8 protein-coding genes are annotated in these 12,712 nt (G+C 70.3%); 2 read left to right on the top strand and 6 right to left on the bottom strand.

The window, feature by feature from the left end; all coding sequences use genetic code 11:
- Positions 1 to 20: 20 nt before the first annotated feature.
- The 5 genes from FFT09_RS03135 to FFT09_RS03115 all read right to left on the bottom strand — a co-directional run bounded on the left by FFT09_RS03135 (position 21) and on the right by FFT09_RS03115 (position 9,061).
- Positions 21 to 2,900, bottom strand: coding sequence for an AfsR/SARP family transcriptional regulator (locus FFT09_RS03135; RefSeq protein WP_138381771.1), 2,880 nt, complete (start codon positions 2,898 to 2,900; stop codon positions 21 to 23).
- A gap of 19 nt (positions 2,901 to 2,919) precedes the next feature.
- The gene (locus FFT09_RS03130) at positions 2,920 to 3,378 is read right to left on the bottom strand and encodes a peroxiredoxin (RefSeq protein ID WP_081190656.1); all 459 of its coding nucleotides are present in this window, start codon (positions 3,376 to 3,378) and stop codon (positions 2,920 to 2,922) included.
- A gap of 5 nt (positions 3,379 to 3,383) precedes the next feature.
- Positions 3,384 to 5,267 carry a diguanylate cyclase domain-containing protein gene (locus FFT09_RS03125; protein ID WP_138381770.1) on the bottom strand — a complete coding sequence of 628 codons (1,884 nt, stop codon included), beginning with the start codon at positions 5,265 to 5,267 and terminating at the stop codon, positions 3,384 to 3,386.
- Between the two features lie 252 nt (positions 5,268 to 5,519).
- Positions 5,520 to 6,569 (bottom strand): ribonucleotide-diphosphate reductase subunit beta, encoded by a 1,050-nt coding sequence (locus FFT09_RS03120; RefSeq protein WP_138381769.1) that lies wholly within the window; start codon positions 6,567 to 6,569, stop codon positions 5,520 to 5,522.
- 41 nt (positions 6,570 to 6,610) lie between these two features.
- Entirely contained in the window at positions 6,611 to 9,061 is a 2,451-nt protein-coding gene (locus FFT09_RS03115) for a ribonucleoside-diphosphate reductase subunit alpha (protein WP_138381768.1), read from the bottom strand.
- 305 nt (positions 9,062 to 9,366) lie between these two features.
- On the opposite strand from FFT09_RS03115, the gene FFT09_RS03110 reads away from it, so the two are divergent.
- Both FFT09_RS03110 and FFT09_RS03105 read left to right on the top strand, forming a co-directional pair.
- Entirely contained in the window at positions 9,367 to 9,975 is a 609-nt protein-coding gene (locus FFT09_RS03110) for a DUF3887 domain-containing protein (protein WP_244231195.1), read from the top strand.
- Between the two features lie 53 nt (positions 9,976 to 10,028).
- Positions 10,029 to 11,000 (top strand): CPBP family intramembrane glutamic endopeptidase, encoded by a 972-nt coding sequence (locus FFT09_RS03105; RefSeq protein ID WP_138381767.1) that lies wholly within the window; start codon positions 10,029 to 10,031, stop codon positions 10,998 to 11,000.
- A 151-nt stretch (positions 11,001 to 11,151) separates the two neighbouring features.
- Here FFT09_RS03105 and lysX read toward each other — a convergent pair whose 3' ends face one another.
- Positions 11,152 to 12,651 carry a bifunctional lysylphosphatidylglycerol synthetase/lysine--tRNA ligase LysX gene (gene lysX / locus FFT09_RS03100; RefSeq protein ID WP_081190652.1) on the bottom strand — a complete coding sequence of 500 codons (1,500 nt, stop codon included), beginning with the start codon at positions 12,649 to 12,651 and terminating at the stop codon, positions 11,152 to 11,154.
- Between the last annotated feature and the right edge of the window lie 61 nt (positions 12,652 to 12,712).

Genomic DNA, 12,712 nt, shown 5'->3' with positions numbered 1-12,712 from the left:
CCCGGTGGGAGGCCCGGGTGTCAGGCGTCGCGCGCGAGGCGCTGTTCGACGACCGACTGCTGGGGAGAGGCCGCCAGTTCCCGCCAGAGGGCCAGCGCCTGCTCGTAGTACTCGCGGGAGGCGGCGTGGTGTCCCAGCGACTCGTGCAGCTCGCCGAGGCGCTGGGACACCACCGCCTCCGAGCGCCGGTCACCCGAACCGCGGTGTACCGCCAGCGAGTTGCCCAGCAGCAGTTGCGCATGGGCCAGGTCACCGCTGCTCAGGCACAGTTCGCCGAGGCTCTGCTGTGCGTAGCCCGCGCAGTGGTCGTCCCCGAGGTCGTCGAAGACCGCGATCGCCTGGTCGAGCCGCTGGCGCGCGGCGCCGAGCCTGCCCCGCTCGCGGTACAGCAGGGCCTGCCGCTGCAGGACGTGCGCCGCGCGGTGCCGGTCACCGATGGCCGAGGCGAGGGCGTACGACTCGGCGAAGGTGGCCTCGGCCTCGTCGAGCCTGCCCTCCGCCAGCTGCACGGTGCCGACGGCGATACGGGCCACGGCCTCACCGTAGAGATCGCCTGCGGTGGTGAACAGCGCCAGCGCTCTGCGGCTGTGGCGGAGTGCGTGGTGGCGCTCGCCGCGAATCCGGGCCACCGTGCCGAGTCCCGCGAGGGCCACGGCCTCACCCTGTGGGTCGCCGGTGGTCCGGAACAGCCGGACCGCTCGCTCGAACAGCTCGACCGCCTCGCGGTAGCGGTCCTGGTACACGTGAACCTGCCCGAGGTCCCGCAGCACGATCGCCTCGCCGTGCGGGTCGTCGGCGCGGCGGGTGGCCTCGAGGGCGAGCTGCCCCGTGCGAAGCCAGTCCTCCCAGCGGTTGCGCAGGTCGTAGTAGGGCGTGAGTGCCGTGGTGAGTCGCCAGGCCGGGCCGTCGGCATCCTGCCGGGTGCCCCATTCGACCAGAGCCGCCGCCGTGGCGTGCTCCGCGTCGAACCACGCCACCGGGTCGCGCACCAGCCGGTCGAGCCCGGGAGGCTGCCAGTACCCGTCCGGCACCGGAGTCGGGGTGACACCGAAGAACCGGACGGGCATGCGCGCGGCGGCGGTGGCGGCGATCGTGTAGTAGCCCTCGACCATGCGGCGCACACTGTCGTGATCGGCCTCGTCGGCACGGTCGGTGGCGTAGCACCGCAGCAGGTCATGCATCCGGTAACGGGCCGAACCGGTGGCGTCGGTGCCCACCAGATCCACGAGGTGGGCGTCGACGAGTTCGTCGAGTGCCTCGTCCCCGTCGGTGCCGAGCACCGCGTCCGCCGCCCACGAGGGAAAGCTGACGGGCCCGAGAGTGCCCAGCCGGCGGAACACGGCCGCGGTGGCGGGGCGGAGCCGGGCGTAGCTCAGCTCGACACAGGCTCGCACCGCGAGTTCGCCGACGCGCAACTCGTCGAGCCTGCGGCGTTCGTCGGCCACCCGCTCCGCGAACAGTGCCAGTGACAGGTGCCTGCGGTGGGCCAGCCGCGCACCCGCCACCCGCAACGCGAGCGGCAGCCGCCCGCAGCGTCGCACGATCTCGTCGGCGGCGTCCGGTTCGCCCGCGACGCGCCGAGCGCCGACGAGGCGCGTGAAGAACTGTCGCGCGGCATCCGGGCCGAGCACGTCGAGGCCGAGGTGGTGTACTCCCGTGAGGTCGGGAAGGCGCGCGCGGGTGGTCACGATGACGGCGGAGGTGCCTGCGCCGGGCAGCAGTGGGCGCACCTGCGCGGCACTCGCCGCGTCGTCGAAGACGAGGCACAACGACACCGCGGACAAGGCCGAGCGCAGTGCCGCCGCGCGTTCCGCCTCGGTGGGTGGCAACGCGGACTCCGGGGTGCCGAGTGATCGCAGCAACTCCGCCAGCACGTCGTGCGGTGAGCGCGGCTCGGTCGACGTTCCCGCGAGGTCCACGTGCAGGTGCCCGTCGGGGAAGTCGCCGCGCAGCTGGTGTGCGACGTGGACGGCGAGGCTGGACTTGCCCACCCCGGGCTGTCCGGACAGGACGACGACGGTGGGCGCGTTCGCGGACCTGCGCCGCCGCGCGAGGGCGGTGAGTTCGGCGATCTCGGCCTCGCGCCCGGTGAGATCGGGCAGGTCGAGGGGGAGCTGGCACAGGGACCGGCCGCCTGCCGGGGCACGGCGTGGTGGCGGCGGGGCGGCGGGCGAGGCCAGGGCCGCGCCCGCGGCGTTCAGGGTGCGCCCCGGTGCGGCGTCGAGTTCCTCGCGGAGCACCCGTTCGGCCTCGTGGTAGGCGTCCAGTGCCTCCGCGCGCCTGCCGCAGCGGTCGAGCGCGACGACGAGTTGTGCCCACAGCTCCTCGCGCAGCGGGTGCCCGGCCACGAGCTCGCGCAGTTCGGGGATCGCGGCGCGGTGTTCGCCGAGCGAGAAGCGGGCGCGGACCCGCAGTTCGCGCGCCGACAGGCGCAGTTCGACCAGCCGGGTCAGCGCGGGTTCCCACGTGTGGTGGTGGGGCAGGTCGGGCAGCGGATCTCCCCGCCACTGCGATTCGGCCGCCGCCAGTTCGTCCAGTGCGGTGGCCGGGTCGTCGCGGGCCATCGCGTCGCGGGCCGCCGTCACGTGGTCGGCGAACACCGTACTGTCCAGCTCGTGCCGCGCGACTCTGACCCGGTAGCCCGACGGCCCGCGTTCGAGCCGGTCCTGCGCCAGTGCCCGGCGCAGCGAGTGGATGTAGGTGCGCAGGTTCGCGGCGGCCGAACGGGGTGCCTCGGCGGGCCACACCACGTCGATGAGCGTGTCGGTCGAGACCGGGGTGTTGGCCTCCAGCAGCAGCGCGGCCAGCAGCAGCCGCGGTTTGGGGCCTCCGAGTGCGACGTCGTGGCCGTCGATGTCGACGGTGAGCGGACCGAGGAGGCGAAAGCGGATCTCGGTCACCGGGTACCCCCGCCGCGCCTCACGCCCGCCGGTGGGCCCGCAGGACGTCGAGGGCCTTGTCGGCGTGGACGGACATCCGGAACTCACTGCGGATCACGGCGAGCACCGTGCGATCGGTGTCGATGACGAAGGTCTGGCGTTTGGTCCGCAGAGGACCGAGGCTGCGTTTCACTCCGAACCGCGTGGCGACCTCGCCGTCGGTGTCGGACAGCAGCGGAAAGCCGAACTCGTGGGCCTCGGTGAACCGGCGCTGGGTGTCCACCGGATCGCCGCTCACCCCCACCGGCTGCGCACTCAGCTCGGCGAACTCGGCGGCCAGGTCGCGGAAGTGACACGTCTCGGCGGTACAGCCGGCTGTCATGGCCGCGGGGTAGAAGAACAGGACCACGGGCCCGGTCGCCAGCAACGCGGACAACCGCCGTGGTGCGCCGTCACTGTCGGGCAGTGTGAAGTCCGGCGCGAGCTCTCCCTGCTTCATGGCACTCATGGTCGCACGCGGCCCGGCGGCTCCGCGAGCATTGATCGAATGGTCCCGGCCCCGACCTCCTCGCCGAACACCTTGCCCCGTCCCGCGACGACGCCGAGTTCGGCGAGCCGGTGCGCGTGTTCGGTGCTGCGCACCCCGTCCGCGCCGATGCGGGAGATACCCAGCTCACGGGCGCGGCCGAGCAGGGTCGCCAGGTGCTGCCGGGCGCCTTCGGCGCTCTGCCCTTCGTCGGCGAGGGCGTCCACGAGCGAGCCGGAGATGATGACGAAACCGACGGGCAGCCGGTACTGGTGGATCAGTTCCAGGTCCGCGGCGCCGGAGACCGCGAGCGTGATCTTGACGTCGAGGTCGGCCAGCACCGACAGGGTCTCCAGAACCTCGCCCCGCGGATCGGTGAGCGCGGCACTGTCGGTGCAGAGCCGCAGCCGGTTCGGCGGGAGTCCGGTACGCGCGAGTTCGGTGCGCACGATGCGCACCAGGTTGGGGTCGATCGCGAACCGGGTCGGCAGCCGCACACAGAGATCGGGAGCGCCGTCGAACTCCTGCTGCCACGCCGCGGCGTCGGCCATCGACTGGGTGAGCAGCAACTCGCCCAGCGCCGGGGTCATGCCGGTGGTGTCGGCGAGGGGGAAGAATTCCCGGCCACGGAGCACGCCGTGTTCCGGGTGGTTCCAGCGCAGCACGGCGTTCACCACGGCGATGCGGTGCCGGTCGTCCAGCGTGACCGTGGGCTCGTAGTCGACGCCGAACTGGCCGTTCTCCAGACCGCCACCGATCGCGGCGCCGATGCCGTACCGGCGGCGGTCGCGGTCGTGCAGTTCCCGCTCGAACAGCATCCACTGCGCCTTGCCGTTCTCCTTGGCGCGGTGCAGAGTGATCTCGGCCGCGCGGTGCAGCTCCTCGCGCGTCTGTCCCGCCGTGTCGGTGAGCACGATGCCGACACTGACGTTGACGCCGATGCCCTTGCCCTCCAGATAGATCGGTTCGGCCAGCTCGCGCATCGTGTCCTCGACGAGCGACACGACCTCGGCGTTGTCGAGTACGCCCCGCAGCAGCACCGCGAAGCCGTCGCCGGAGAGCCGGGCCACCACCGGCTCGTGGTCGGTGAACTGGGTCCGCAGCTTCCGGGCGACCTGCCGCAACACCTCGTCGCCCGCGCCAGGCCCGAGACCGTCGTTGATGACCTTGAAGCCGTCGACGTCGAAGTACAGCAGCCCGATGCGCTCGCCGTCGTCGCTCGGTGTGGTGGCGAGCGCGGTGTCGAGCGCGTTCTCGAAGTGGTACGAGTTCGGCAGTCCGGTGAGCGGGTCCACCACGTTCTGCCTGCGCAACTGCTCACCGAGCAGGTCGAGGTCGTTGACGTCCTCCACCATCACGACCGGGTGCGGCAGACCGTCGGTGTCGCCGGTGAGGGTGGCCACGGTGACCCTGGCCCGAAGCGGGCCGTCCTTGGCGTGCGACACGCTGAGCCGTTCCCGGCGGGGGCGCCTGCCGGGCAGAGCCGCCGTGTCGAGCGCGGCGGCCAGCGCCTCCGCGTCCGCTCCCGTGGCGGCGAGATCGGTCAGCGGTGTGCCGACGAGCTGCGAGCGGGAGTGTTCGAGCAGCTGGACCAGTGCCGGGTTGACGTCGCGGATGAGACCGTCGGCGTCGCCGAGCGCGACCCCGACCGGTGCGGCGGCGTAGAGATCGATGAAGCGCCGGGCGGCGTCGTCGCGTGCCGCGCGGGCCGAGTCGAGTTCGGCCCGCGCCTCCAGGGCGAGGTCGAGCAGGTGGGTCTCCAGTTCGTGCGCGGGCAGCGCGATTCCGTCGAGTCCGGCCAGGCGCGCGGCCCAGCGGCGCGCGATGTCAGCTGGGCCTGGTTCGGCACCAGGTTCCGGCACGCTTCACCTCGCACTCTGTCGACGAGCTGGTCGGGGCATCTCGAACGAGTCGGTTCCGGACCTCGGTCCGGAACCATGCAACCGCATCATGCAACACGCATCATGTCTACCGCCCCAAAGGGTGGTTTAGTCCCACGCTCGGGCAGAGTTCGTACTACTCTGCGTGTCCGCTGGTCGGCGGCAGCCACGGCTCGGCTGTGCAGCCTACCGACCAGCGGAGACGTCGCAACCCGAACGGCGCGGGCGTGGCTCTCAGTCCCAGGCGAGCGCCGCCCCGCTGCGGTAGTCGGTCACCCTGGTCTCGAAGAAGTTCTTCTCCTTGCGCAGGTCCATGGCCTCCGACATCCACGGGAAGGGGTTGTCCGTGCGGCCGAAGACCGGATCGAGGCCGAGCTGGGCCGCCCTGCGGTCGGTGATGAACCGCAGGTACTGCTCGCACAGCTCCGCCGACAGGCCCAGCATCGGCCGGGGCATCGTGTCCCTGGCGTAGGCCACCTCCAGTTCGCACGCTTCGACGAGCATCTCCCGGATCTGCGCGGCGAACTCCGGCGTCCACAGCCGCGGGTTCTCCGCCTTGATCTGGTTGATGCAGTCGATGCCGAAGTTCAGGTGGATCGACTCGTCGCGCAGGATGTACTGGTACTGCTCGGCGATCCCCACCATCTTGTTACGCCTGCCCAGCGACAACACCTGCACGAACCCGGTGTAGAACCACATGCCCTCGAACACGACGTAGAACGCCACGAGGTCGCGCAGGAACGCCTGGTCCGCCTCGGTCGTGCCGGTGGTGAACCCGGGGTTCTCCAGATTGCGCGTGTAGTGCAGTGCCCAGGCGTCCTTCGCCGCGATGGAGGGCACCTCGCGGTAGGCGTTGAACAACTCACCCTCGTCGAGCCCGAGGCTCTCGCACACGTACTGGAACGTGTGCGTGTGGACGGCCTCCTCGAACGCCTGCCGCAGCAGGTACTGGCGGCATTCGGGATTGGTGAGGTGCCGGTACACGGCGAGCACGAGGTTGTTCGCCACCAGCGACTCGGCCGTGGCGAAGAATCCCAGGTTGCGCTTGAGCAGCACGCGCTCGTCCTCGCTGAGGCCGTCGGCGGACTTCCACAGCGCGATGTCGGCCTGCATGGGCACCTCGGTGGGCATCCAGTGGTTGTCGCAGCCCGCGAGGTACTTCTCCCACGCCCAGCCGTATTTCATGGGCAGCAGCTGGTTGACGTCGGCGCGAGCGTTGATCATCGCCTTGTCGTCCACGTCGACGCGCGCGGCGCCGAAGTCCAGAATGAGGTCCTGGCTCAACGGTGTCCTTTCTCGTAAGTTCGTCTCGGTTCCGGGGCCGGTCACTGGCAGGCTTCGCAGTCCGGCTCGTCGATCCGGCACGCGGCGGGCTCGGGTTCGGCGACGGTGGCGGGTACCGCGGCCGAAACCGCGTTGAGCCTGCCGTCGGTGCCGGACAGCGTGCTCTTCTCCACCTGGGTCGCGGCCCGGGAGCGCAGGTAGTACGTGGTCTTGAGTCCGCTGCGCCACGCGTGCCGGTAGAGCGCGTCGAGCGCGCGCCCGCTGGGCTCGGCGAGGTAGAGGTTCAGTGACTGGGCCTGATCGAGCCATTTCTGCCGCCGGGACGCGGCGTCGATCAGCCAGCGGCTGTCGATCTCGAACGCGGTCGCGTAGCGCGCCTTGAGGTCGTCGGGGACGTCCGCGATCGGCCCGAGGACGCCGTCGTGCAGCTTGAGCTGCGCCACCATGTCCTCGTCCCACAGCCCGCGCCGCTTGAGGTCGCGCACGAGGTGCGGATTCACGACGGTGAACTCGCCGGACATGTTGGACTTGACGAACAGGTTGGAGAACAGCGGTTCGATGGACTGCCCCACGCCGCAGATGTTGGAGATCGTGGCCGTGGGGGCGATGGCGAGCACGTTGGAGTTGCGCATTCCGCTCGTGCGCACGTGCTCCCGCAGGCCGTCCCAGTCGAGCGTGGTGGACGTGTCGACGTCCAGCTCGCCGGCACCGCGCGCCTCGGCGAGCAGGCGCAGGGAGTCGATCGGCAGGACACCCCGGCTCCACAGCGACCCTTCGAACGACGGGTAGGCGCCGCGCTCGGCGGCGAGGTCGGCCGACGCGGCGATCGCGTGATAGCTCAGAGCCTCGGCACTGCGGTCGGCGAACTCCACGGCCTCGTCCGAAGCCTGGGGCAGCCCCAGCTCGGCGAGTGCGTCGGAGAAGCCCATGAGGCCGAGGCCCACGGGACGGTGGCGCAGGTTCGAGCGCCGCGCTTCGGGAACCGTGTAGTAGTTGATGTCGATCACGTTGTCGAGCATGCGGACCGCCGTCGTGACGGTCCGGCGCAGCTGCTCGCCGTCGAGCCCCTCGGCGGTGACGTGCCGGGCGAGGTTCACCGAGCCCAGGTTGCAGACCGCCACCTCGTCGGGGCCGGTGTTCAGCGTGATCTCCGTACACAGGTTCGACGAATGCACGACACCCGCGTGCTGCTGCGGCGAGCGCAGATTGGCCGGGTCCTTGAACGTGATCCACGGATGCCCGGTCTCGAACAGCATCGTCAGCATCCGCCGCCACAACTGTGTCGCGCCGACCCGGCGGAAGACCCGGATCTCGCCCGCGTCGGCGGCGCGCTCGTAGGCCCGGTACCGCTCGGCGAACGCGGTGCCGTAGAGGTCGTGCAGGTCGGGGACCTCGTCAGGGGAGAACAGGGTCCACTCCGCGTCGGCCTCCACCCGCCGCAGGAACTCGTCGGGCACCCAGTTCGCCGTGTTCATGTCGTGGGTGCGCCTGCGGTCGTCCCCGGTGTTCTTGCGCAGGTCGAGGAACTCCTCGACGTCGATGTGCCAGGTCTCCAGGTAGGCGCAGGCCGCACCCTTGCGCTTGCCGCCCTGGTTCACCGCCACCGTCGTGTCGTTGGCGATCTTGAGAAACGGCACGACACCCTGGGACGAGCCGCCGGTGCCCCGGATGTGCGCGCCGAGCCCCCGTACCGGTGTCCAGTCGTTGCCGAGCCCGCCGGAGTACTTCGCGAGCAGGGCGTTGTTGCGGTAGCTCGCGAAGATGTCGGCGAGGTCGTCGGAGACGGTGGTGAGAAAGCACGACGACAGCTGCGGTCTGCGCGTGCCGGAGTTGAACAGCGTGGGGGTCGAGGCCATGAACCGCTGCGTGGACAGCAGCTCGTAGAACTCGACGGCCCGCGCGTCGCGGTCGGGCTCGTGCAGCGCGAGGCCCATCGCGACGCGGAGGAAGAACGCCTGCGGCAGCTCGAACGGGATGCCGGCGTGCGGGTCGCGCAGCAGGTACCGGTCGTACAGCGTCTGGAGCCCGAGCAGGCCGAAGTCGAGGTCGCGCTCCGGCCGCAGGGCCGAGGTGAGCGTGTCGAGGTCGAAGTCCGCGAGCTCGTCGGAGAGCAGGCGCAGTTCGATGCCGCGCCGCAGGTAGTCCCGGAAGTAGTCGCCGTACGAGGCCGCCATCTCCGGGTGGTCGGGTTGCCGGTGCTCGCCCGCGAGGTAGCCGACCGCCTCGGCCCGTAGCGCGTCGAGCAGGAGCCGGGCGGCCACGAAGGAGTAGCCGGGCTCCCGCTCGACGAGGGTGCGCGCGGCCATGACCTGCGCGAGCGCGAGGTCGGCGGCGCCGATGCCGTCGTAGACGTCGCGCTTGAGTTCCGCGAGAACGGCCTCGGCCGAGGTGTCCGGCACTCCCGCGACGGCCTCCCGGACGACCCGCTCCACCCGGTCCCACGGGACCGGGCGAGCTGTGCCGGGGCGGGACGGGACGGTTTCCACTGACATTCGACGACTCCCCAAGGGTGTGCTCGACCGCCTCGCGGGCGCAGCGCCCGCGAGTTCGGCCGATGTTCGGTTGTACTCAGGTCTCGGTGATCGGAGCCTACATGTAGGGGTTCGAGAACGCGAAGCACCCAAGATATAGGCGAGTCGTTACCTCGGGTCGCTCGTGTCGTGGGCGGCGGTCACGCCGCGCGACGGTCCCGCGAGGCGGCGCGGCGGACGTGGGCGGACGCACCCGGTGGGGCAGCGTCGCGCATTGTTGCGCACCCTCCTGGCACACCGTGCGGCTGTAAAGCTATCCTTCACAAGTGCAAGAAAAGTTGACGGATGCGCTGCGGTCCTTGAAAGCGCGCATGGAGGCGTTCCTCGCGGCACGTGTCCTGACGAAGGACGACGACTGGGCCGACTCGATAGGGCGTGCCGTGAGCATGCAGGCGGCCGCCGATGACGTCGTGCGTGCCGTCGTGCAGCAGGCGCGCCAGAACGGCGCTACGTGGCAGGTCATCGGTGACGCGCTCGGCGTGAGCAGGCAAGCGGCGTTTCAGCGCTATGGCAAGCCGATCGATCCCAGAACAGGAGAACCCATGAACACCACGCCACTCTCCGGCGTTGCCGAACTGGCCTCCTCGACGATCGAGGACCTCGCTTCCGGGCAATGGACGCGGGTCACCGAGCAGTTCGATCCGACCATGCGCGATGGCCTGTCGGAGGACGCGCTCGCGGCCGCGTGGGCACAGATCGTCGGCCTGGCAGGAGCCTTCGAGGGGCGTGGAGAGCCGGAGGCCACCCGCGCCGGCGACGTGACCATCACGAACACGCCACTCTCGTTCGAGGCGGGCGACTACACGGCGCGGATCACGTTCCGCGACGACCGCACCATCGCCGGTCTGCACCTCCTCGAAGGGCGGATGTCGTGACCATCGAATCTCCGGGCGAATCGAAGACGACCACGCCCCGTGGCGGACCCCGCATGAGCGGCCGAGATCTGCGAACCATCGGCGTATTCACCACTATGGCGTTCGCGCTCGCCTGGCTCTTCGCGCTCCCGCTCTGGTTCGGTGACGGACTCGCCAGCCCGTGGTTCACCGTCGTGGCCACCGCCACGATGATGACCCCCGCGATCGCCGCCCTCGTCGTCGTGTTCTTCATGGAGCGGCCGCAGCGGAAGGCGTGGCCGCTCGGACTGTGGCCGCTCAGACCGGTTCGCAGATTTCTCGTCTACTCGGCGCTGGGAATCTTCGTGTCCATCGCGCTGGTCGTGGTGGCGCTCCCGGTCGGCGCGCTGCTGGGGGTCTATCCGGCCGACTTCACGAACTTCTCCGCGTTCCAGCAGACCCTCGACGAGCAGGCGGGCACCGCGGGAGCGGCCGAAATCCCGCTACCAATCGGCGCGCTCATCGCCATCCAGATCGCCGTACTCCCCTTGTCGGCGTTGCTCAACCTCATCCCGGCGCTGGGCGAGGAACTCGGGTGGCGAGGGTGGCTGCTCCCGAAACTGATGCCGCTCGGCACACTCCCAGCCCTCCTGGTCTCCGGCGTGATCTGGGGCCTTTGGCACGCCCCGCTCATCCTCCTCGGGTACAACTACCCCGATGCACCGGGCTGGCTCGGCTTGACCGCGATGGTCGGCATGTGCGTTCTGGTGGGCGCGGTCTTCGGCTGGCTGAGGCTCCGATCGGGATCCGTGTGGCCCGCAGCCCTGGCACATGCCGCGTTCAACGGGGCGGGCGGGACCTACCTCCTTTTCGCCGAGGCGGGAGAGCACGTCGACACCACACAGGCGACGATCCTCGGCTGGAGCGGCTGGATCGTGCCGCTCGCGGTCGTCGTGGTCCTGATCGCCACGAGGCAGTTCGCTTCCGCGAAGCACCCGTCCACCCCGCCGCCGAAGACGGGGCGGCGTCTCCCCGCACACCCGCCTACGGGACAAGAAACCCGGTAGTAGCGACAGCGGATTCTGCGGCCGTCAAGAATGGGTGTCGCGTGTGGCCAGTGGAACACCGGTCCCCGCGTGGCCGGAGAGCACGACAGAGTGACGGGACTGGTCCGTCTGACACCGGGCCGGTACCCGCGCTCGCGCGGCGACATCACCGTCAGACGGGCTTGACCATCGGGAACAGGATGGTGTCGCGGATGCCCTTGCCGGTGAACGCCATGAGCAGCCGGTCGATGCCCATGCCCGCGCCGACCGTCGGGGGCATGCCGTACTCCAGCGCGCGCAGGAAGTCCTCGTCGAGCTGCATCGCCTCGGGGTCGCCGCCCGAGGCGAGCAGCGACTGCTCGGTGAGCCGCCTGCGCTGCTCCACCGGGTCGACGAGCTCGGAGAAACACGTGCCCAGTTCCATGCCGAAACCGATGAGGTCCCACTTCTCGGTCAGCAGCGGATCGTCGCGGTGCTGCCGGGTGAGCGGGCTGGTCTCCACGGGGTAGTCGCACACGAAGGTCGGCTGGATCAGGGTGTGCTCGACCAGCTCCTCGAAGAGGTGCTCGACGAACTTGCCGGGGCCCCACGCCGGGTCCCAGGTGATGTCGCGGGCGTCGGCGTGCTTGCGCAGCACGTCGAGCGGGGTGCGCGGGGTGATGTCCGCGTCGAGTGCCTCCGAGACCGACCCGTACAGGGTGATGGCGGGCCAGTCGCCGGACAGGTCGATCTCGCCGTGGCGGGGACTGCGCACCACCTGGTCGCCGAAGACGGCTTCCGCCGCCCTGCGGACGAGGTCCTGGGTGACGCCCATGCCGTCGCGGTAGTCGCCGTAGGCCTGGTACCACTCCAGCATCGTGAACTCGGGATTGTGCGTCGAGTCGGCGCCCTCATTGCGGAACGAGCGGTTGATCTCGAAGACCTTCTCGATGCCGCCGACGACGAGCCGCTTGAGGAACAACTCGGGTGCGATGCGCAGGTACAGGTCGAGATCGTAGGCGTTGATGTGGGTGGTGAACGGGCGGGCGGTGGCGCCGCCGTGGACCTGGTGCAGCATCGGGGTCTCGACTTCGAGGAAGTCGCGTTCGAGCAGGCCGGTACGCAGGGCCTGCACGGCGGCGGCGCGTTGGCGGACGAGCTGGCGCGACTCCGGGTTGACGATCAGGTCGACGTAACGCTGGCGCACCCGCGCCTCGGGGTCGGTGAGGCCCTTGTGCTTCTCGGGCAGGGGCCGCAGCGACTTCGACGTCAGCGTCCACTCGTCCGCGAGAACGGAGAGCTCGCCCCGCTTGGAGGTGATGACCTCGCCGGTGATGCCGACGTGGTCGCCGAGGTCCACGTCGCTCTTCCACGAGTCGAGTGACTCGGCGCCCACCTGGGCTAGCGACAGCATGACCTGCACCTGGCCCGAGTCGTCACGGATCGTGGCGAAGCAGAGCTTGCCGCCCGTGCGGTACAGCATGACCCGGCCGGTGATCGCGACGCGCTCGCCCGTGTGGTGGTCGGGCTCCAGGCCGATGTGCCGTTCGCGCACGTCACCGATGGAACTCGTCCGGGGATACCCGACCGGGTAGGGCTCGACGCCCGACTCGCGCAGCCGCTCCAGCTTCGCTCGCCGGATGCGCATCTGCTCGGGCAGGTCCTCGTGGAAGTCGTCCAGCGCGTCACTCACGGCGACGAGTGTATCGGCCCAGCTCGGAGGGCGGCCTCACGGTGGCCGGGCGTGGCGGACG

This window comes from Saccharomonospora piscinae (genome assembly GCF_005862235.1).
GTDB lineage: Bacteria > Actinomycetota > Actinomycetes > Mycobacteriales > Pseudonocardiaceae > Saccharomonospora > Saccharomonospora piscinae.
Note: the sequence above shows the minus strand (reverse complement) of the source record. Positions and strands in the feature narration are given on the sequence as shown.